Source organism: Apilactobacillus sp., from assembly GCF_025290035.1.
Lineage (GTDB): Bacteria > Bacillota > Bacilli > Lactobacillales > Lactobacillaceae > Apilactobacillus.
Window position 1 is genome coordinate 243336 of the sequence record NZ_JAMBKT010000001.1, and the last position, 20402, is coordinate 263737.

Here is a 20402-nt window from a genome sequence, read left to right on the forward strand (position 1 = left end):
CAATACATACTACATCATATCGAATAGGCTCAATTGATTTTCATCAGGTAAATTATCAATTACATGATTTTCAGTCATGAACTCAATTAACTTCTTAGATACTTTTCCACGCTTGGCCAAATCTTCCTTTGAAATAAACTCTTTATCAGCTCTAGCAGCAACAATTTGCTTAGCGACGTTTAATCCAAGACCTGGAATAGCGTTAAATGGAGCAATCAATTTATTGTCTTCAATTAACCATTGTTCAGCATCAGATTTATTCAAATCAACCATTTCGAAATCAAAACCTCTTTCTAACATTTCATTAGCTAATTCCAAAACAGTTAATAAATTCTTATCTTTTGCAGAAGCATCATTACCTAAATCGTTAATTTCTTTCATTCTAGTTTTCACAGCGTCTTTACCTCGACACATTGAAACTAGATCAAAATCATCAGCTCTAACTGAGAAATATGCACAGTAATATACTAATGGGAAGTACACCTTAAAATATGCAACTCGTAACGCCATTAATACGTACGCAGCAGCATGGGCTCTAGGGAACATGTACTTAATCTTTAAACATGAATCAATATACCATTGTGGAATATTAACCTCATGCATTTTTTCTTGCCATTCGTCTTTGATACCTTTACCCTTACGGACAAATTCCATAATTTGGAATGATGTTTCTGAGTCTAATCCCCAATTAATTAAATCGGTCATGATATTATCACGACATCCAATAACGTTGGCGATGGTTGCTTTACCTTCTTTAATCAACTCATCCGCATTTCCTAACCACACGTCGGTACCATGGGACAATCCTGAAATTTGTAGTAATTGAGAATAGTTCTGTGGCTTAGTTTGTTCAAGCATCCCTCTAACAAACTTAGTTCCAAATTCAGGAACACCTAGCGTACCTGTTTTTGATTGAATTTGTTCTTCAGTTACACCAATTGTTTCAGTTCCTGAGAATAGCCCCATTACACCCGGATCATCCATTGGTATTGATTGTGGATCAATACCTGATAAATCTTGTAGCATTCTAATCATGGTTGGATCATCATGCCCTAAAACATCCATTTTCAAAATATTATCGTGAATTGAATGGAAATCAAAGTGGGTTGTTTCCCAGGCTGAATTTTGATCATCAGCAGGATATTGAATTGGTGTAAAGTCAAAAATATCCATGTCATCTGGAACGATAATAATCCCAGCTGGATGTTGTCCCGTTGTTCTCTTAACACCAGTATCACCCTGGGCCAATCTATCAATTTCAGCGGATCTGATGGTTTGCTGAGTATCTCTTTCATACGCTTTAACATAACCATAAGCCGTCTTATCTGCAACCGTACCAATGGTTCCAGCACGATATACGTTATTTTCACCGAACAAGACTTTTAAGTAGTTATGTGCAATTGGTTGATAATCACCAGAGAAGTTTAAATCAATATCAGGAACCTTATTTCCACTAAAACCTAAGAAAGTTTCGAACGGAATATTATGACCATCACCAATCATCAATGTGCCACATTCAGGACATTCCTTGCGTGGTAAATCATATCCTGAACCATATTCACCTTTCATAAAGAAATGTGAGTACTTACAGTTAGGACAACGATAATGTGGTGGCAGTGGATTAACTTCAGTAATACCAGACATTGTGGCAACCAAACTAGATCCAACCGAACCACGAGATCCAACTAAATATCCATCTTTATTACTCTTATCTACCAATCTTTTGGCAATCAGATAAATAACTGCATAACCGTTACCAATGATACTATCTAATTCCCTGTCTAATCTTGCTTGAAGGAAATCAGGTAAATCATCTCCGTATAGTTCATGTGCTTTATCCATTGTCGAGTTACGAATTTCATCATCCGCACCCTTCATGTGAGGTGGATATAGTTTATCCAACACTGGATGAATTCCATCATCAACCATATTGGCAATTTTTTGTGTATTATCTACAACGATCTCCTTACTTAAATCATCACCTAAGTAACTGAAGTCATCTAACATTTCGTTTGTGGTTAAAAACGGTACCTTAGGTAACTCATTTCTGTTTAATGGGTTTGCTCCACCTTGAGAATGAATTAATATTTTTCTGTAAATAAAATCTTCAGGATCTAGATAATGAACATCCCCAGTTGCGACAACTGGTATATCCATTTCATGTCCCATATCGATCATATTTTGCATCAATTCTCTTAGATGCTGTTTGCTATGAATAAGTTCAGAATCAATCATTGGCTTATATGCCGCACTAGGTTGAACTTCCAAGTAATCATAAAACTTAGCTTTTTTCTTAGCTTCTTCTTTCCCTTTTTGCAGCATTGCAGTGAACACTTCACCATTAGCACAAGCGGAACCGATTAAAATACCTTCTCTGTATTTTTCTAAGACACTTCGTGGGATTCGTGGAACACGATAGAAGTATTCAACATTAGAAATTGAAATTAACTTATATAAATTCTTCAATCCAGATTGCGTTTGCGCCATTAGAATAGCATGGAAAGGTCTGGCATGCTTATAGGAATCATTATCAGACATATGTTCATTTAATTGTGAAACTCTGGTAATGCCATAATTTTCTTCTGCGTCTTTGATGAAAATATAGTTTAAATGTCCAGTAGTTTCAGCATCATATACCGCACGGTGATGGTGTTCCAATGCTACGTCAAACTTCTTAGCTAAAGTATTTAAACGATAGCTCTTGTAGTTTGGATACAAAAATCTTGCTAATGGCAAAGTATCAATAATCGGATTTTGGATTTCTTCCATTCCGTATCTTTGATATCCAACATTCATAAAGCCGACATCAAAAGTAACGTTATGTCCAACGATAATTGAATCACCACAAAATTCTCTAAATAACTTAAATACTTCTTCTTCTGATTTAGAACCTTTAACCATATCATCAGTAATAGAAGTTAATTCTGTAGTGAAGTCAGATAAATGAAAACCAGGATCAATGAATTCTTCAAATTGATCTAATACGTTATTATGTTGCATTCTAACGGCTGAAACTTCGATGACTTTATCGTAAATTGCTGATAATCCAGTTGTTTCAATATCAAAAACAACATATGTAGCATCCGCTAATTCCCTATCATCTTCATTAAAAGTAATTGGCACCCCATCGTCAACAATGTTTGCTTCAACACCATACAACATCTTAATGTCATTTTTTTGCGCTGCTGTATATGCAAATGGGAAACCTTGTGCAGCCGTATGATCGGTAATTGCTAACGCAGGATGACCCCACTTGCTTGCTCTACTTACATATTCTTCAATACTGTTAGTTGCATCCATTTGACTCATTTTGGTATGCAAATGTAATTCAACACGCTTATCTTCAGATGTATCCATTCTGTCTTCATGATGAAGTGGATTAATGTCGTATGCATTCAAGGTTAGTTCATGACTATAATTATCTTCTTGAATTCCACCACGAACTTTTATCCAATCTCCTTCTTGTAATGCAGCAAAATTGGCTTCATCAGTTTCATTATTGGAGAACTTTTTAACTTCAATTGATGATGAATAATCGGTGATTTCTAACATCATTAATTGTCTTCCAGAACGAAGTGAGCGGATTTCCTTTTTGAAGATATGACCGTTAACAATGACCATTTTTTCTTCTTGCACTATATCGATCATTTTAGTTACATCTAAATCTTCTTTAATTTTCTTACCGATTTGAACTTTTCCCTTAGGAACAGCGTTAGCAGCTTTCTTCTCACGTTTGCTAGAAGATTCTTGAATAGCCTTCATAGCACGTTGTGCTAATTCAGCATCTTTTTTCTCACGTTCGATTTTAAATTGTTTGATTCTTTCTTGAGAAGCTGTTTCATCAATAAAGACATTAATATGAAATTCGGGAAAACCTAAGTTTTGGTAGTTTGCTTCAATTGCTCCTAAAGCTTGGTCAACAATCAAGTTTTTGACAATTTCATTATCTGCAGCTAGTTCTACCTTATTTCCATTCAAATTAGGTTCGCTATTTCTCAATAGTTCATTTCTAATTGAATCTGATAAATCCGCATGCTTTACAACCCATTCCCAATATTGACCTAGGGTCTTATTGTCAAAACTATTATCATTTACCTTTAAACTAATCTTAGTTTCAGCAATCTCATCAAATGTTGCTTGCATACGATTATAAAAATCGATAAAAACATCGTAATTTAGAATCTTAGGTAACATTAAATTAAATTGCCATACTTTAGATTTTTTATGAATATCAATCGATTCAATTTGTCCATCTTTAAAGTCTTCAGAATCAACCTTATCACCCAGTTGAAGTTGATTTAGTAACTTTTTAAACAATTCTTCGTTATTAGCCAACGTCATCCCTCCAATCTTAATCAGCTAAAAAAGGTCAGTACTGGACACTGACCTCTTTTCTATTTCAAATCTTTTAGTAGGATTTCAACTGTATTAACAACTTCTTCTTGTTTTACTTCTACAGTTTCACCTGTTTTTCTAATCTTGATTTCTACGATACCTTCGCTAGCTTTTTTACCGACAGTAACTCTGATTGGTAAACCGATTAGATCAGAATCAGCAAATTTAACTCCTGCTCTTTCTTTTCTATCATCAGTTAACACATCAAATCCAGCATCTTTAAGAGCTGTTTCTAATTCGTCAGCAACACTAACTTGTGTTTCGTCTTTTGTATTTACAGGAATTAAGTGAATATCAAAAGGAGAAATTGACTTAGGCCAGCTTAGTCCATTTTCATCCGCTTGTTGTTCAGCAATTGCTGTTAGTAATCTACTAATACCAATTCCATAACATCCCATAACTACAGGTGTTTGACGTCCATTTTCGTCAAGAACATTTGCTTCTAAATCTTTTGAGTATCTTGTTCCTAACTTGAAAATATGAGCAATTTCGATTCCCTTAGTGAACTTAAGAACGCCTGAACCGTCTGGTGAAATTTCACCTTCTTGAACTTCTCTAAAATCACCATATTTAGCATTTTCAATATCTCTCTTAGGATTTACATTAGCAAAATGGTAGCCATCTTCGTTAGCACCAGCGTATGCATTAACCATATCTTGTACATAGTTGTCAGCCAAAATAGTAACTGATTCATCTAAATTGAAAGGTCCAACATATCCACGAGATGTGTTAGTAAATTCCTTAATTTGATCATCATTTGCTAAATCAAAGAATGAAGCACCTAATTCTGATTTAACCTTAACATCGTTAACTTCATGGTCTCCACGAACTAATACTAAAACAGGTTTTTCATCAGCAATAAATAACACACTCTTGATTACATTACTTGCTATTGTATCTAGTAATTCAACATCATCTTCAATTGACTTAACATTTGGAGTACTAATCTTTTCAAGATCTTTTTGAGTTTCAGTTGATTGATCAGGTACGTACATACTCTTAGCCATTTCTAAGTTAGCAGCGTATTCACTATCATCTGAATATACAATTGTATCTTCACCAACAGCTGCAGGAGCAGAGAATTCAATTGAATCTGATCCACCCATAGCTCCACCATCACCAATAATAGTACGATAATCAAGACCTACTTGATCAAAGATTTTACGATATGCATCTTCCATTTGATTGTAGATACGGTCTAAATCTTCATCGTTAATTGAGAATGAATATCCATCTTCCATAATAAATTCACGGCCACGTAATAATCCATTACGAGGTCTTTCTTCATCACGATATTTTGGTTGAATTTGGTAAAGTACCAAAGGTAACTTTTTGTATGACTTAATTGAGTCACGAATAATTTCAGTATAAGTTTCTTCATGAGTTGGACCTAAAATAAAGTCTGTGTCATGACGATTTTTTAATTGAAATAATGTTGGTCCATATGTTGCTAATCGACCAGATTTTTCCCATAAGTTTGCAGGTAATACAGCTGGCATAAGTGTTTCATTTGCGTCAATTGCATCCATTTCTTTTCTAATGATGTTTTCAATCTTTGAAATAACTTTGTATGCAAGTGGTAAATATGCATACATCCCCGCTGATACTTGCTTGATATATCCCGCTCTAAGCATTAGTTGATGACTAATAGCTTCTGCACCCTTAGGTGCTTCTTTAAGCGTTGGGATTAACATTTTTGATTGTTTCATAAAAAATCTCCTTATACATTATTAGTGTAGAAAATATCTTTGGATATCATTAATTGTCACTAATAGCATTAATACAACAATGATTGCAAACCCTATTAGAGTAACAACTGTTTCTACTTTTTCAGAAGTTGGTTTTCTTCTAATTGCTTCAATTATGTTCATTAATATTTTACCACCATCTAAGACCGGAATTGGTATTAAATTCATAATTGCTAAATTAATAGATAAGAAAGCAATGAAGTATACAACCCCTGCCATCCCAAGTTTAGTTGCCTTAGATGTATTAGCATAAATTGCAACTGGTCCACCTAAATCATTTAAACTAAAGTGACCGCTAACCATATAAGCCAATTGAGAATATAGTGACTTCGTCATATACCAAGTTCTAGTAAAGCCAGATAATAACTTAGCTCCAAACGATGTATCTAGTGTGTTTTCAATCCCGATTAAACCATATTTCTTCCCATTTGATTCTTGTGAATCTGTTTTTAGTTTAATGATATGGGTTTGATTATTTCTTTCAACTGTTAAAACAACGTTAGTATTTGGCTTGCTTTGAATAGCTGAACTTAATTCGTTCCAGTTATCAGTTTTAACATTATCGACCTTGATAATCTTATCACCGTTTTTGATTCCAGCATCTCTAGCTACAGAGTGTCCAGAAGCTGTGTTTACTTTATTTTGTGTGCTAACAACCCCACCTTGTAGGAAAGATAGCAATGAAAATGCTACAATCGCAAGTAAAACATTATTAAAAATACCTGCAAAATTAGTAATCATCTTTTTTAATACAGGTGCATTTTGAAATTGAACGTCTTCAGGAGCAATTTGAACTGTTGTCCCATCAGATTCAATCATTAGTGCATCATGATTAACATTAAAGCGTTTTACATCTTCATTATTGTCTTGATACCCTTCAATCCATAAACCCTTTTGAAGATCAATGTCTGAAACTTCTAATGGTAGTCCGTTAATATTTCTTTTCTTTTGGCTAGTGTTAATTAATGTAACTTCATCTTTATCATTAAATTCAAGAGTAACTGGTGTTCCAGGTTCCAGTTGTTGCGTTTCATTATCAGCTAATCCAGCCATTCTAACGTATCCACCTAATGGTAAAATTCTGATGGTATATGTTGTATGGTTATGACGATAAAAGAAAATTTTAGGACCCATTCCAATGGAAAATTCTCTTACCATTATTCCTGATTTTTTGGCTGCAATAAAGTGACCAAACTCATGAACAAAAACTAATATTCCAAAGACAACGATGAATGCGAGTATTGTCGTAATCATTTTAAAACTCCTTTAGGCTAGATAATGCCGAACAAATGAAGAAGTGGTAGTACAAATAGCAAACTATCAAATCTATCTAAGATTCCACCATGACCTGGCAAGATTTTACCAGAATCCTTAACTTGATAATATCTCTTCAATGCTGATTCTACTAAATCACCAAATTGTCCTGCAATTGATAACACGGCAGTGATAATTATTGCTACCAACATTGATACGTTACCAATTTCAAATGATTGCATCCAAACAGTAGCAACGATAATCGCTAGTACAGATCCACAAATAGATCCTTCCCAAGTTTTGTTGGGACTTACATGTGGAGCTAATTTGTTTTTACCTAATTTTCTACCAAATACGTATGCTCCAGAATCGGTAATCCAAACAATAAATAAAGCATAGAATAAAACAGCAATCCCTGCACCTCTTGCTTCAATAAAGTAATGGAATCCCATTCCAATGTATAACATTGCAATAGTTAATACTCCAGCATCATCAAATGAAAAAATATTTTTTGTAATAACGTTTCTTAACATTAATAACATAACGATAATGTAAAAAATAAAATTAACACTTAAAAAATGTGGTAATGCACTAAACCAATTTGAAGGAGCTATTAGAATACTAACCCCTAAAAATGATAGTAATGCTTCTGGAGAAACTAATAGTTTCTTCTTCATAATTAAAACTTCTGACATTGCTACAATTCCCAATGCAATTGCGCCAACTTCGATTAGAATTCCACCAATCAATACAATTGGCACAAAGAAAGCTAAAGCGATGATTGCTGTTATTACTCTTGTTTTCATATTTATCTCCTAAATTATTTATTTGTTAAACCACCAAAACGACGATGTCTAGATTGGAAAGTTAAAATACAATTTTTCAAATTATCTTCAGTATAATCGGGCCACTTAGTATCGTCAAAAACGAATTCACTATATGCTAATTGCCATAATAAAAAGTTAGATAATCTTTCTTCTCCACTGGTACGAATAAGTAAGTCAGGATTGGCATATTCGCCTAAATCAGCAGTCATTAGATTATCTGAAACAGTTTCTTTATTGATGCTATCAATTGATATTTCGTTATTAGAAACTTTTTCTGCAATGGATTTAACAGCGGTTACGATTTCATCTTGACTACCGTAATTCAAAGCAAAGTTTAAAACCATTCCTGTACAGTCCTTTGTATCCTCAATGGCATTTTTTATAGCAGTTTGTGTTTGTTTAGGCAATTGATCAACGTATCCCATAACGTTAACTTTTACATTATTCTTTACCAAATCAGGAACAAAAGTACTAAAAAATCTTTCTGGAAGATCCATCAAATAGTTAACTTCTTTTTCTGGTCTTTTCCAATTTTCAGTAGAGAAAGCATATAAAGTTAATACCTTAACGCCTAAAGCACTAGCTGATTGTGTGATTTTTTTTACTACGTTCATTCCTTGCTTATGTCCAGCAATTCTAGGTAGGTGTCTTTCTTGAGCCCATCTACCATTACCATCCATGATTATCGCAATGTGATTAGGAATGTTTTCATAATCAAATTCGATAACCTTGCTTTTCTTTTTAAAATTAAACATCATTTTCACCTAATTCATACAAATAAAGGATGAGAATAAATCCTCATCCCAAATTAGTTAAGTTATTTTATTGGATTAATCTCCATTCTCCACGTTTAGCTTCAACTAAAGTTTCAAAATACTTTAATAGTTGGTTGGCTTCATCCGCGTTTTGGTCACCTAACATATTTAGTCCTTCTCCGGTTGGAATAGGATCACTTAAATCTGTTATTTCAGAACCGTTCTCAATGGTAGCCTGTGTAAATGCGACGATCCAGTCATCTTCAATTAATTTAGAAACAACTAAGAAAATGTTGAATTGTTCTTCAACATAAACTGGCATAACAAAAATTCCGTCTTGAATTTCTTCAACTGTATTGCCATTATATTCCAAAGATTTAATAGTTGAATCGTCTAAATCTCCATTTAATTTAAATACCATTTTTGTAAATTGTTCGGTACCTGGTGTGACTTCCATTTCTTCCACGGTGATTCCCCCTGTCCTATCTCTTAACCGTTCATAACTTCTTTTTCTTTGTTATCAACAACAGCTTCTAAGTCTTTAATTTGATCATTAGTAAGCTTTTGTACTTTTTCTTCTAAATCATGAGCTTCATCGTCCGTGAACTCATCATTCTTATTACCTTTTTTAACGGCATCCATTGCTTCTCTTCGCACATTTCTAATAGCAACTTTACCTTGTTCTCCGACGGCTTTAACCTTCTTTGAAACTTCTTTTCTTCTTTCTTCAGTTAATTGTGGAACAATCAAACGAATGTTGTCTCCATCATTAGCTGGGTTAATACCAATATCAGCTTCTAGAATTCCCTTTTCGATATCATCTAAAGCAGATTTATCATAAGGACTAACCATAATAACTCTTGCTTCAGGAACTGTGATTGAAGCGATTTGGTTTAATGGAGTTGGTGCTCCATAGTATTCAACATTAACACCATTCAATAGACTGGCATTTGCTCTACCGGCTCTAATTGAAGATAATTCGTGTTTTAAAGATGCAATTGATTTTTGCATTTTTTCTTTTGCATTATCAAGAATTTCGTTTTGAGTAGCCATGTTTATTTCCCCTTAACTGTAGTACCGATTTTTTCACCCTTAACAACTTTTTCAATGTTGCCGGATTCATTTAAGTTAAAGACAACAAGTGGAATATCATTATCCATAGATAATGAACTAGCTGTTGTATCCATAACTTTAAGATTCTTATTAATAATATCCATTTGAGTTAATTCATCAAATTTAACAGCATCTGGATCTTGATTAGGATCAGCTGAGTAGATTCCATCTACACCATTCTTAGCCATCAAGATTGCGTCAGCATGAACTTCAGCAGCTCTTAATGCAGCAGTTGTATCTGTTGAGAAGAATGGGTTACCAGTTCCACCAGAGAAAATAACAACTCTATTCTTTTCTAAGTGTCTTACTGCTTTTCTTCTAATGTATGGTTCAGCAATTTGTCTCATTTCGATTGAAGTTTGTACTCTTGTTGGAACCCCCAATGATTCAAGGTTTTCTTGCAATGCTAATCCATTCATAACTGTGGCTAGCATTCCAATGTAATCTGCTTGAGTTCGTTCCATGCCCATTTTTGAACCAGCAACTCCACGCCACATGTTACCACCACCGACAACGATAGCGATTTGAATTCCTAATTCATAAACATTTTTTATTTCTTGAGCGATTTTCTTTATCACAGGTGGGTTGATTCCGAACCCTTCGTCACCAGCTAGGGCTTCACCACTAAGCTTTAGGACGATACGTTTATATTTTAAATCAGACATCGAATTTCCTCCATTACAAGTTCATTAACTTAATTTTAGCATAATATGCACCCTAAAAACAGATTATTGCAATAAATATTTGGATAAAAACACATAAAAAAAGGACACAAAATAGTGTCCTTCTTCATATTTATTATTTAATTTGACTATTAACTTCGTCAACAAAGTTTGTTTCTTGTTTTTCGATACCTTCACCAACTTCGTAACGTACGAAAGCTTTTAGTGAACCACCGTTTTCTTTAACAAATTCGCCAACAGTCTTGTCTGAGTCCATAACGAATTCTTGATCAGCTAAACTGATTTCTGAAAGGAACTTGTTTAGACGACCTTCAACCATTTTTTCAACGATATTTTCAGGCTTGCCTTCTTGTAGAGCTTCCTTCTTCAAGTTTTCTCTTTCAGCTTCTAGTCTGTCTTGAGGAACTTCGTTTCTGTCTAGGTATTCTGGTTTTGTAGCAGCAATGTGCATAGCAACATGCTTAGCAACAGTTTCATCTACACCTTGGATTTGAACAAGTGCACCAATTAGACCTTGGTTGTGTAGGTAGTGACCAAAGCTTTCGTCATCAGCTTTGCTTAGAACAACAAAACGACGAAGAGTGATCTTTTCACCAGTAATTTGAGTAGTGTTAATAATCTTATCGTTGATTGTTTCACCATCAACATCAAGAGCTAAAGCAGCTTCTACATCAGCAGGTTTTGCTTCAACAATTTTAGCTGAGATTAAATCAATAAGATTCTTAAAGTCATCGTTACCTGAAACGAAATCAGTTTCAGCATTAACTTCAACGATAGCAGCATCGTTTCCGTGTGTAACAACACGAGTTAAACCGGCAGCAGCAACACGGTCACTCTTCTTTTCAGCTTTAGCAATACCCTTTTCACGTAAGTATTCGATAGCTTTCTTTTCGTCACCATCAGAAGCAACTAAAGCTTTCTTAGCATCCATCATACCTACACTTGTTTTTTCACGTAGTTCTTTTACTTGAGCAGCAGTAATCTTTGCCATTGTTATGGCCTCCTTAATTTATATCATTAAAAAAGGCCGACTCATTCCCAGGCCTTATCGGTCCAAACATGAGTCAGCCTAAGTGTTTAAACAATATTAATATTTAAAATATTACTTGTCTTCACTTTCGTTTTCATCTTTAGTGTCTTCAAATGTGCTTTCGCTAACATTTTCTTCACCTTGGTTACCTTCAATAATAGCGTCAGCCATTTTTGCAGTAATTAGACGAACGGCACGGATAGCATCATCGTTTGATGGAATGATAACATCAACATCATCAGGATCTGAGTTAGTATCAACCATAGCAACGATAGGAATGTTTAATTTGTGAGCTTCATGAACAGCGATTTGTTCTTTACGAGGGTCAACGATAAACATAACATCTGGAACCTTAGGCATATCTTCGATACCACCAAGGAATTTTTCAAGCTTGTCAGTCTTCTTCTTTAGAAGAGCAACTTCTTTCTTAGGTAGACGTTCGAAAGTACCATCTTCAGCCATCTTCTTAAGATCCTTTAGGTACTTAATACGACTTTGGATAGTGTCCCAGTTAGTTAAAGTTCCACCTAACCAACGGTGGTTAACGTAGTATTGACCTGAACGAACAGCTTCTTCTTGGATTGAATCTTGAGCTTGCTTCTTAGTACCAACAAAAAGAACAGTAGCACCTTTAGCAGCTTCATCCTTCATGAAGTTGTAAGCATTATCGATCATCTTAACAGTCTTTTGTAAGTCGATAATGTAAATTCCGTTACGTTGGGTAAAGATAAATTTCTTCATCTTAGGGTTCCAACGACGAGTTTGGTGTCCGAAATGAACACCAGCTTCTAGTAATTGTTTCATAGAAATAACAGCCATTATAATAGCCCTCCAAAAAAAGTTTTTTTCCTCCCCAATAATCATCCCACTTAGAAACCATAATAATGGCACTTACTAAGCAGTCATATTGAGTGTGAATTGGTGATAAACACCGAATATTATTGTATATCAGCACCGGTAAATAATCAAGCTAAAATTTGACTACTTTGTCAGAATTTCCAGTTTTAATTAAATCTCTATTTGCATCCATAGCAAATTCAACCATATTTTGAACAGCTGTCTTTGTATAAAATGCAATATGTGGACTAACTAAAACATTGTCTCTTCCCATCAGATTCTTTAATCTTTCGTCAGGAACAGCTGAAAAATCTTTAAAGTCTTCATTAAACACTCCCACTTCACCTTCGTATGTGTCTAATGCTACCCCTGCAATTTTACCTGAATCTAGAGCTTTGATTAATGCATCTGTATCAATCAAAGTCCCTCTTGCCGCGTTAATAATGTATGAACCATCTTTCATTTCCGATAAAGTTTTTTCATTTACCATGTGTTCGTTTTCTTTAACGGCCGGAACATGAAGAGAAATGATATCAGATTTCTTAAACAGATCATCTGGAGTATCAACATAAACTCCTTGCTTTTCTAGTTCTGGATTTCTAAATGGGTCATAAGCAATTACCTTGGCACCAAACCCTCTACAAATATCTAAAAGAACTCTACCAATTCTACCTGTTCCAAAAATCCCAACAGTCTTTGTATGAAGTTCTTCCCCAATTTCAGGAGCCCATCTTAAATCACCAGATCTTTGTTTGCTTTCAAATCTTTTGGTGTTTCGAAGTAATCTCATAATTTGTGTAATTGCTAACTCCGCAATAGCATTTGGTGAATAAGCAGGAACATTAGTGACTGTAATGTCATTTTTTGATACTGCCTCAACATCAATGTTATCAGTTCCAACATTTCTAAGAGATAAATAGTGGATATTAAATTCACCCAGTTTATCTAGAATTTCCTTTGTGTATGGTTTTTGTTGATATGCGACAACCCCATCAAAACCTTCAGCTTTTAAAACTGTAGTTGAATCAAGCAATTCAGTTTCAACTTTAACTTCAACATCTGGATTGTTGTTTTCCCATTCCTTTAGAAAAGGTAACTCGTCGTTTCTAATACCATATGCAATTATTTTCATTATGAAACCTCCTATTTATATTTACTTAGTCATAAAAACTATAACAGGTGTTCTTTATTAATATCGACACCATGACTTTTTAAATAGTCTATCTTCTTTTTTCTACTTTGATGCTTAAAGTGATATTCAGCACTTAACGCATCATGTTTATTATCAAATTCTTCATGATAAATCATCTCAACAGGCAAGTGATTTTTAGTATACTTAGCACCTTTACCTGATTGATGTTGCTCAAGACGATGCTTTAAATCATTAGTATATCCACCATACAAAGAATTGTCTCCACACTTGAGAACATACATAAAATATCTATTTTCCATATAAAACATTCCTAACATATTCTGTATACTCGTTAGACTCATCTTGATAAACAGTTATTGGTGGAAGAATTTTGGTGCCACCATTTTTACCAGATTTTATTCCTTCAATCAAAACCATGTTAGCATCTTTTTGCTTTCTAGGATGAATAAATTGAATTACTTTTGGCATTATGTCATGCGACTTCATTGAATCTAGTAACTCTAATAACCTGTCTGGCCTATATACGAAAAATACTTTTCCGTTTGTTTTCAATAAATCAGAACACACAGTGTTAATTTTGTCTAAATTGGTAGTAATTTCGTGTCTTGCGATTGCTAAATATTTATTAGGATTTTTCTTGCTATTATCTAAATTAGGAAAATATGGTGGATTACATGTAATCACATCAACTGAATCCTTTGCTAGATAATCCGTAGAATTATCTAAATCATCATTAATAACTTCTATTTTACTCTCTAGATTATTAAGCTCAACACTTCTCTTTGCCATGTCAGCCAATCTTGGTTGCAGTTCAATTTCCCAAATCTTTCCACGGGTCTTATGTGACATAAATAATCCAACTGCACCGTTTCCGCTACATAAATCAACAGTAACGGAAGAATCCTTTTTAGGTAGTTTAGCAAAATCAGATAATAATACCGCATCAAGTGAAAATGAGAACACTTCGGGGTTTTGAATGACTTTAATGTCATTACTGTATAACTGATCAATTCTTTCATTTTCTTTCAAAAGGTTGTTCATTTATATTCATCCCCCATTTTTTCCTTGCATACACTTATAATAATAGAATACTATTAAATAATAAAGTACGAGAGGAGTTAAATAATGTATTCTTTCTTAAAGATTTTATCTAGAATAATTTTATACCCAATAAATGGAACACCAACATTCAAAAACAAACAACGTATCCCTGAGGGAAACTACATACTAGTTGCACCTCATCGTACCTGGTTTGATCCGTTGTATTTTGCATTAGCTGCTAGTCCAAAAGAATTTGCCTTTATGGCTAAAAAGGAATTATTTAAAAATCCAATTCTTAAATTTGTATTAGTACACGCAAACGTTTTAAGTGTTGATCGTGAAAACCCAGGACCATCTGTAATTAAAGAACCAGTTAAAATTCTACAAAATTCAAATAAGTCTCTAATTATCTTCCCTTCTGGAACAAGACATTCACAAGACTTAAAAGGTGGCGCAACATTAATCGCTAAATTATCTAAGAAGCCATTGTTGCCAGCCGTATATCAAGGTCCACTTACATTTAAGAGTCTATTTTCTAGAAAGAGAGCTATCATTAATTTTGGTGATCCAATCTATCTAGATAAAGGTATTAAGCTAAATGAAGAAGGTCAAAAAGCAATTGAAGATCAAATGCAACAAGCCTTTGATAAGTTAGATCAAGAAATTGATCCCGAATTCAAATACGTTGACCCTTCTAAAAAGTAATAAAAAAGACATAATCATTTGATTATGTCTTTTTTTATTACTTGGCGTTAGCCTTCATACTATTCATCATTTGATTTAATTTCTTAGCTGATGGCTTTTGACCCATTTGCAACATCATTGCTCTTAATTGATCCTTGTTAATTGGGGGATTATCTTTAAGATATTTTTCCATGTACTTACGTGCCATGAAGAATCCACCAAATAGACCTACGATTAAAGCTAAAATAATTAGAATAATCCAAAAGAATGGTGACATAATTCTTCCTCCCTCCATTTATTTCTATTATTAATTTTACACAAATTAATAATTAAATTCAAAAGTTTTTTAGTCGTCACGAAGCCCTTTCTTTCTTTGAACTTCTTTAACTTTTTCTGGGGTAACTTCTTTACCCTCTTTATTAAAGATTTGAACCATTTCAATTTGGCTTCTCATGTTTTCTTTAAATCTTTTTAGATATTGTTTTCTAAGATCGGCTCTTTCGGCCTCTTCTTCTTTACTTAATCCTTCATTTTTAGCTTTATGAGCTAATTCGTTAATTCTAGGAATAAGTTTCTTTAAAATTGGATCTTCTGCTTCTGACATTTTATCCTCTCCTTTACGAACATTTGTTTTTATTTGTTTAATATGCTATATTTAAAACATTGAAAATACATATAAGAAACGGGGTATCGATTTGACTTTTTCAAAAGAAGAAAAATCTTCTAAACAATTAGCTATTTTAGAATTTATCTGGAAAAGAATCAATAGTCAAGGTTATCCTCCAACCGTTAGAGAAATTGGAGAAGCCGTTGATCTTTCTTCAACTTCTACTGTGCATGGACATTTAAGCCGTCTGGAAAAGAAAGGATTTATTGTTAAAAATCCTGCTAAACCTAGAGCACTAGAAATTACTGAAGACGGACTAAAAAAATTGGGAGTAAATACTCATCCTGGACAAATCCCAGTTTTAGGAACTGTTGCTGCCGGGGAACCAATTTTAGCCGTGGAAGATACTTCCGAATTTTTCTCTATGCCTGAACAATACGACAATTCTGATGAAATCTTCATGCTTACCATTCAAGGTGAAAGTATGATAAACATTGGAATTTTAAATGGTGATAAGGTCATCGTTAGAAAACAATCAACTGCTAACAACGGTGACATTGTTATCGCCATGACATCAGAAAATGAAGCAACTTGTAAAAGATTCTTTAAAGAATCAGATCACTATCGTCTTCAACCAGAAAATGATAATTTAGATCCTATCATTTTAGATCAAGTTTATATCATTGGTAAGGTCGTTGGTTTATTCAGAGATAGTGTATTTTAAAATACTTCGCCTTCATAGTGATATTCTGGCATCTTTTCAAAGTCAAAGGATTCAACATCACTAACCTTTGTTAAGTATGACTTAGAACCATTTGAAAGCATTAAATTAACAATTGCATCCTTTTCGTGGAATAAAACAACCGGTTTACCAATTGCATAAGCATATCCAATTTCAAAAGCTGTACCGCTATCAACATTATCGTCTACAAAGTCGATAATTGCGATGACGGCATCAGCTTTTTTTATTTCATCGACATCTAGTTGAAATACATCTTTAGACCATTGACTACTACCAATTTCGGCACCATCATTCACATTTGAATTTCTTGGACTAAAGTAATCTGTTACTGTTTTGTTTGCATCTAGTGCTTTTTCAACTCTTTCGATTCTTTCAATCTGTTCGTCATCAAAAAATGGACCTGCCAAATATAATCTCATGTTTATTCCTACTTTCTATCATAAATTCTTTGATGGTTCTTAACACCCTTAAGTGTAAATGTTGCATCATCATTGCTTGTATCAAAACTAAGTTCTTGGTCCTTAATTGGTACCCAATCATTAAAGATACTTTCATATTCAGAAACGGATACTTGTTTTCTGTTTGCGATATCAGAATCAATTTGACTTATCAATTCATTGTTTTTAAATTCTTTACATAATTTCATCGCAAAGAATTCACCTTGAGCTCCAGAACCGTAACTGAATAATCCAATTCTATCTCCAACATTTAACTGATCAGAATTATTTATTAATGACAAGAAGTTTAAATACAATGAACCAGTATAAAGGTTCCCGATGTTTTCATTATATACTTTTCCAAAACCAAATTCTGTTTTTAGTTTATCTTGATGTTCTTCACTAGCTTCATCAATAATCGCTCTTAATGCTTTAATCCCCATTTTTACATATGGTAAATGGAAAGTCATTGCAGCAAAATCTTCTATAGTTTTGCCAGTGATTTGCTTGTATTCATCCCATGTCTTTTTAAAGAAGTCCACATAAACATCATTTGAATAATGACCATCCACAACTGCTTCAGTTCTATATAATGGTCTCCAAAAATCCATTACATCATCAGAATAAAATGTACTTGATCCTTCAAATTCAGCAATTGAAGGATTAGCAGATATAACCATCGCAATTGCACCACCACCTTGGGTTACTTCACCTGGAGTATTAATGCCGTATCTTGCAATATCTGCACCGATAACTAGTGCTTTTTTCTCAGGATTATTTTCTACATATTCTTTGGCCATTTGTAATCCTGCAGTAGCCCCATAACAAGCTTGCTTAATTTCAAACGCTCTACCACTTCTGCTTAACCCCAACATATTTTGCAAATAAATTGCTGCAGATTTTGAATTATCAATTCCAGTTTCAGTCCCGAAAATAATTAAATCGATTTTTTCTCGATCATTATCATCAATTATTTTCAAACAAGCATTTGCAGCCATGGTAACTACATCTTGTGTTTTAGGAATAACCGCCATTTTCTTTTGACCAATTCCAATTAAAAATTTATTAGGGTCTTCATTTCTAGCATGTGCTAAATCCACCATATCAAGATACATGTCTGATGAATAAAAGCTCATCTTATCAATTCCAACATTCATAATCATAATCCACTCTTTCAAAATATATATTATTATAATTGTACTATGAAACTTTTCACTGCTCAAAGATTATAGTAAAAAAAGCGCACTTCAAAAGTACGCTTTACTTATTAACCATTTTTACTTCATATTGATCCTTTGCATTCAAGGAGTTAATTACTAGTCCATCATAGAATGGGCCAGCATAAACAAACCCTTCGTGGATTTGATCAACTGATAAGAATGTCCATTGGATAACTTCTTGTCCAAAACCACCAGTAGGAATTCTAACCCCCGTTAGTTGACCATATGTTCCATCAGATAATTTAATTTGTTGATTACCTTGTTTTGCATTAATCTTTAATTTAAGCATTATTAACTCTCCATAAAATAGATGTTATTTAAAATATACCATATTTTATCGATATAAGGAACTTACTTAGTAAATTTATCTTGGGCTTTTAAAAACGTATCGACATAATAATAAGTCTTATTGTATGTTTGATCACCAGTATATTGGTTAGGATATTCACCCCAGATAGAGATAGCAGCACCAATATTGTTAGCACTCTTTGTAATATCCTTTGTTGATTCATCGTTCCACATATTCATTTTCCATTTTTTGAACTCAGAAGTCCAAATCTTCTTAGATTCACTGGTAAATGATGTTGGGTCAGTAATCATGTATAAATAATAACTATTGTAATTAATCGTCTTAAAACCGGCTTTATTTAATTCTGGGAGCGTTGCTCTCATTCTGATATTATCTTTTCTATCTTTGCTTGAACTAACTTCACCGGTTAAACTCCAGTAATTAATTAAAATATCTTTGTGATACTTGTTCAAAACAGCCTTGTGAAAACTATCATTCCACATTTCAAGTTTTAAATGATTGGCATTTACATAATCATCAATTGCATTAATATACTTCACAACAGCTTCTTGATCGCTTTTATCGCTAATAGTTATTTCATCTGCACCGACAATAATGTGGTATCCGCTAGGAAGCATCCCTACGTATTCACTTAATAACCTCTTAGAAAAATCGATTGTTGCTTGTTTGTTGTAGTACATTTCATTGTAGCCATCTTTATTTTCTAATTCTTTCACTAATTTCTTTCCTTCAGAAGTGTATGAAAGAAGTTTAAAAATAGATTTAGCGTGACCTGGTAAGTCGATTTCAGGAATTACTTCAATTCCATGAGTGTAACCGTATTGAATTACATCTAATAATTGATTTTTACTTAAAAATGCTAGGTGTGTTTTGTTATTGTAGTAAACACCATTTTTAAGTGTTGCATTCTTTGTTGTTTGGCCTAACGTTGAACTTTCAACACCATATCTTTCATTATCGTTTAAGTGTAGTTGAAGATATGTACCATGATCTTTCTTTAATAAATCTATATATTTTTTGATTGTAGAAGTAGAATAATATGTTCTTGAACAATCCAATGATAAACCAATTCTCTTAGACTCGTTGCTGGTATCAGCAAGAGTTTTTTTAGTTAGGCTTCCTAATTGAATAAACATCAAGATTAAAAACAATATCATTCCAACGATTATAAATCGTTTATTTCTCATAATCACCACTCTTTTCTTCGCGATTATTATATTGATAGTATAGCATTAAATTAAAGAAAATCTATTGCTTTTACCATTTGTAATCATTATGAAATAGTTACAAGTTAATAATGCATTTCGAACCTTAAATTAATATAAAAACGCAGTTATCAAATTATGTTCTTATTTGAACGTTTAATTTGTAACTACGTTTTTTTCTTGAAATTCAGTTTAAGGAGAGTACAGGAGTCGAACCTGCCCGCCGGTATTACCGGGTCGTCGGATTTCGAGTCCGATGCATTACCGCTCTGCCAACTCTCCATATCAAGGGGAAGTCCCCCTTATTAATTAGTATTTTAATAAACTAAGAATATCGTAATCCTTAATCTTTTCTCGTCCT

The 20402-nt window shown here is 33.5% G+C and carries 21 protein-coding genes and 1 tRNA gene; 2 read left to right on the forward strand and 20 right to left on the reverse strand.

Annotated elements, in window-relative coordinates; all coding sequences use genetic code 11:
- Positions 1-9: 9 nt before the first annotated feature.
- The 13 genes from M3005_RS01200 to M3005_RS01260 form a co-directional block, all read right to left on the reverse strand.
- On the reverse strand, positions 10-4341 hold the full coding sequence (locus M3005_RS01200) for a PolC-type DNA polymerase III (protein WP_293792931.1): 4332 nt from the start codon (positions 4339-4341) through the stop codon (positions 10-12).
- A gap of 53 nt (positions 4342-4394) precedes the next feature.
- Positions 4395-6104 (reverse strand): proline--tRNA ligase, encoded by a 1710-nt coding sequence (locus M3005_RS01205; protein ID WP_293792932.1) that lies wholly within the window; start codon positions 6102-6104, stop codon positions 4395-4397.
- A 21-nt stretch (positions 6105-6125) separates the two neighbouring features.
- Positions 6126-7397, reverse strand: coding sequence for an RIP metalloprotease RseP (gene rseP, locus M3005_RS01210; RefSeq protein WP_293792934.1), 1272 nt, complete (start codon positions 7395-7397; stop codon positions 6126-6128).
- A 17-nt stretch (positions 7398-7414) separates the two neighbouring features.
- Positions 7415-8203, reverse strand: a complete 789-nt coding sequence (locus tag M3005_RS01215; protein ID WP_293792936.1) for a phosphatidate cytidylyltransferase — start codon at positions 8201-8203, stop codon at positions 7415-7417.
- A 14-nt stretch (positions 8204-8217) separates the two neighbouring features.
- The gene (locus M3005_RS01220) at positions 8218-8982 is read right to left on the reverse strand and encodes an isoprenyl transferase (protein WP_463670939.1); all 765 of its coding nucleotides are present in this window, start codon (positions 8980-8982) and stop codon (positions 8218-8220) included.
- Between the two features lie 64 nt (positions 8983-9046).
- Positions 9047-9436, reverse strand: coding sequence for a hypothetical protein (locus tag M3005_RS01225; RefSeq protein ID WP_293792968.1), 390 nt, complete (start codon positions 9434-9436; stop codon positions 9047-9049).
- 32 nt (positions 9437-9468) lie between these two features.
- On the reverse strand, positions 9469-10032 hold the full coding sequence (gene frr, locus M3005_RS01230; RefSeq protein ID WP_053950153.1) for a ribosome recycling factor: 564 nt from the start codon (positions 10030-10032) through the stop codon (positions 9469-9471).
- Positions 10033-10034: 2 nt separating this feature from the next.
- Positions 10035-10757: a UMP kinase gene (gene pyrH / locus M3005_RS01235; RefSeq protein WP_053950154.1), complete on the reverse strand. Its 723-nt coding sequence runs from the start codon at positions 10755-10757 to the stop codon at positions 10035-10037.
- A 133-nt stretch (positions 10758-10890) separates the two neighbouring features.
- The gene (gene tsf, locus M3005_RS01240) at positions 10891-11766 is read right to left on the reverse strand and encodes a translation elongation factor Ts (protein ID WP_053950155.1); all 876 of its coding nucleotides are present in this window, start codon (positions 11764-11766) and stop codon (positions 10891-10893) included.
- Positions 11767-11877: 111 nt separating this feature from the next.
- Entirely contained in the window at positions 11878-12624 is a 747-nt protein-coding gene (gene rpsB / locus M3005_RS01245) for a 30S ribosomal protein S2 (RefSeq protein ID WP_053950156.1), read from the reverse strand.
- Between the two features lie 151 nt (positions 12625-12775).
- Complete coding sequence (locus tag M3005_RS01250; protein ID WP_293792941.1) at positions 12776-13774, reverse strand: D-2-hydroxyacid dehydrogenase; 999 nt, start codon at positions 13772-13774, stop codon at positions 12776-12778.
- A 38-nt stretch (positions 13775-13812) separates the two neighbouring features.
- Positions 13813-14136 carry a GIY-YIG nuclease family protein gene (locus M3005_RS01255; RefSeq protein ID WP_463670940.1) on the reverse strand — a complete coding sequence of 108 codons (324 nt, stop codon included), beginning with the start codon at positions 14134-14136 and terminating at the stop codon, positions 13813-13815.
- The gene (locus M3005_RS01260; RefSeq protein WP_293792945.1) at positions 14084-14836 is read right to left on the reverse strand and encodes a tRNA1(Val) (adenine(37)-N6)-methyltransferase; all 753 of its coding nucleotides are present in this window, start codon (positions 14834-14836) and stop codon (positions 14084-14086) included. Before M3005_RS01260 ends, M3005_RS01255 begins: the two co-directional genes overlap by 53 nt.
- 81 nt (positions 14837-14917) lie before the next feature.
- Between M3005_RS01260 and M3005_RS01265 the strand changes: the two genes are divergently transcribed.
- Positions 14918-15541, forward strand: a complete 624-nt coding sequence (locus M3005_RS01265; RefSeq protein WP_293792970.1) for a lysophospholipid acyltransferase family protein — start codon at positions 14918-14920, stop codon at positions 15539-15541.
- A 37-nt stretch (positions 15542-15578) separates the two neighbouring features.
- Here M3005_RS01265 and M3005_RS01270 read toward each other — a convergent pair whose 3' ends face one another.
- Positions 15579-15797 carry a YneF family protein gene (locus M3005_RS01270; RefSeq protein WP_053950161.1) on the reverse strand — a complete coding sequence of 73 codons (219 nt, stop codon included), beginning with the start codon at positions 15795-15797 and terminating at the stop codon, positions 15579-15581.
- 69 nt (positions 15798-15866) lie between these two features.
- A complete protein-coding gene (locus M3005_RS01275; RefSeq protein ID WP_053950162.1) occupies positions 15867-16124 on the reverse strand; it encodes a DUF896 domain-containing protein in 258 nt (85 codons plus the stop codon).
- A gap of 91 nt (positions 16125-16215) precedes the next feature.
- On the opposite strand from M3005_RS01275, the gene lexA reads away from it, so the two are divergent.
- A complete protein-coding gene (lexA, locus tag M3005_RS01280) occupies positions 16216-16851 on the forward strand; it encodes a transcriptional repressor LexA (RefSeq protein ID WP_293792949.1) in 636 nt (211 codons plus the stop codon).
- On the opposite strand, the gene M3005_RS01285 is transcribed toward lexA, so the two are convergent.
- The 5 genes from M3005_RS01285 to M3005_RS01305 all read right to left on the reverse strand — a co-directional run bounded on the left by M3005_RS01285 (position 16848) and on the right by M3005_RS01305 (position 20323).
- Positions 16848-17288, reverse strand: a complete 441-nt coding sequence (locus M3005_RS01285) for a nucleoside 2-deoxyribosyltransferase (RefSeq protein WP_293792951.1) — start codon at positions 17286-17288, stop codon at positions 16848-16850. The genes lexA and M3005_RS01285 overlap by 4 nt on opposite strands.
- An 8-nt stretch (positions 17289-17296) precedes the next feature.
- Positions 17297-18463 carry a hydroxymethylglutaryl-CoA synthase gene (locus M3005_RS01290; protein WP_293792954.1) on the reverse strand — a complete coding sequence of 389 codons (1167 nt, stop codon included), beginning with the start codon at positions 18461-18463 and terminating at the stop codon, positions 17297-17299.
- Positions 18464-18566: 103 nt separating this feature from the next.
- The gene (locus M3005_RS01295) at positions 18567-18815 is read right to left on the reverse strand and encodes a hypothetical protein (protein WP_293792956.1); all 249 of its coding nucleotides are present in this window, start codon (positions 18813-18815) and stop codon (positions 18567-18569) included.
- Between the two features lie 62 nt (positions 18816-18877).
- Positions 18878-20023, reverse strand: coding sequence for a family 20 glycosylhydrolase (locus M3005_RS01300; RefSeq protein WP_293792957.1), 1146 nt, complete (start codon positions 20021-20023; stop codon positions 18878-18880).
- A gap of 213 nt (positions 20024-20236) precedes the next feature.
- Positions 20237-20323, reverse strand: a tRNA-Ser gene (locus M3005_RS01305).
- Between the last annotated feature and the right edge of the window lie 79 nt (positions 20324-20402).

Coding starts and splice junctions, on each gene's coding strand:
- M3005_RS01200 (WP_293792931.1), bottom strand. CDS start 4,341: ATGACGTTGGCTAATAACGAAGAATTGTTTAAAAAGTTACTAAATCAA.
- M3005_RS01205 (WP_293792932.1), bottom strand. CDS start 6,104: ATGAAACAATCAAAAATGTTAATCCCAACGCTTAAAGAAGCACCTAAG.
- rseP (WP_293792934.1), bottom strand. CDS start 7,397: ATGATTACGACAATACTCGCATTCATCGTTGTCTTTGGAATATTAGTT.
- M3005_RS01215 (WP_293792936.1), bottom strand. CDS start 8,203: ATGAAAACAAGAGTAATAACAGCAATCATCGCTTTAGCTTTCTTTGTG.
- M3005_RS01220 (WP_463670939.1), bottom strand. CDS start 8,982: ATGATGTTTAATTTTAAAAAGAAAAGCAAGGTTATCGAATTTGATTAT.
- M3005_RS01225 (WP_293792968.1), bottom strand. CDS start 9,436: ATGGAAGTCACACCAGGTACCGAACAATTTACAAAAATGGTATTTAAA.
- frr (WP_053950153.1), bottom strand. CDS start 10,032: ATGGCTACTCAAAACGAAATTCTTGATAATGCAAAAGAAAAAATGCAA.
- pyrH (WP_053950154.1), bottom strand. CDS start 10,757: ATGTCTGATTTAAAATATAAACGTATCGTCCTAAAGCTTAGTGGTGAA.
- tsf (WP_053950155.1), bottom strand. CDS start 11,766: ATGGCAAAGATTACTGCTGCTCAAGTAAAAGAACTACGTGAAAAAACA.
- rpsB (WP_053950156.1), bottom strand. CDS start 12,624: ATGGCTGTTATTTCTATGAAACAATTACTAGAAGCTGGTGTTCATTTC.
- M3005_RS01250 (WP_293792941.1), bottom strand. CDS start 13,774: ATGAAAATAATTGCATATGGTATTAGAAACGACGAGTTACCTTTTCTA.
- M3005_RS01255 (WP_463670940.1), bottom strand. CDS start 14,136: ATGAGTCTAACGAGTATACAGAATATGTTAGGAATGTTTTATATGGAA.
- M3005_RS01260 (WP_293792945.1), bottom strand. CDS start 14,836: ATGAACAACCTTTTGAAAGAAAATGAAAGAATTGATCAGTTATACAGT.
- M3005_RS01270 (WP_053950161.1), bottom strand. CDS start 15,797: ATGTCACCATTCTTTTGGATTATTCTAATTATTTTAGCTTTAATCGTA.
- M3005_RS01275 (WP_053950162.1), bottom strand. CDS start 16,124: ATGTCAGAAGCAGAAGATCCAATTTTAAAGAAACTTATTCCTAGAATT.
- M3005_RS01285 (WP_293792951.1), bottom strand. CDS start 17,288: ATGAGATTATATTTGGCAGGTCCATTTTTTGATGACGAACAGATTGAA.
- M3005_RS01290 (WP_293792954.1), bottom strand. CDS start 18,463: ATGAATGTTGGAATTGATAAGATGAGCTTTTATTCATCAGACATGTAT.
- M3005_RS01295 (WP_293792956.1), bottom strand. CDS start 18,815: ATGCTTAAATTAAAGATTAATGCAAAACAAGGTAATCAACAAATTAAA.
- M3005_RS01300 (WP_293792957.1), bottom strand. CDS start 20,023: ATGAGAAATAAACGATTTATAATCGTTGGAATGATATTGTTTTTAATC.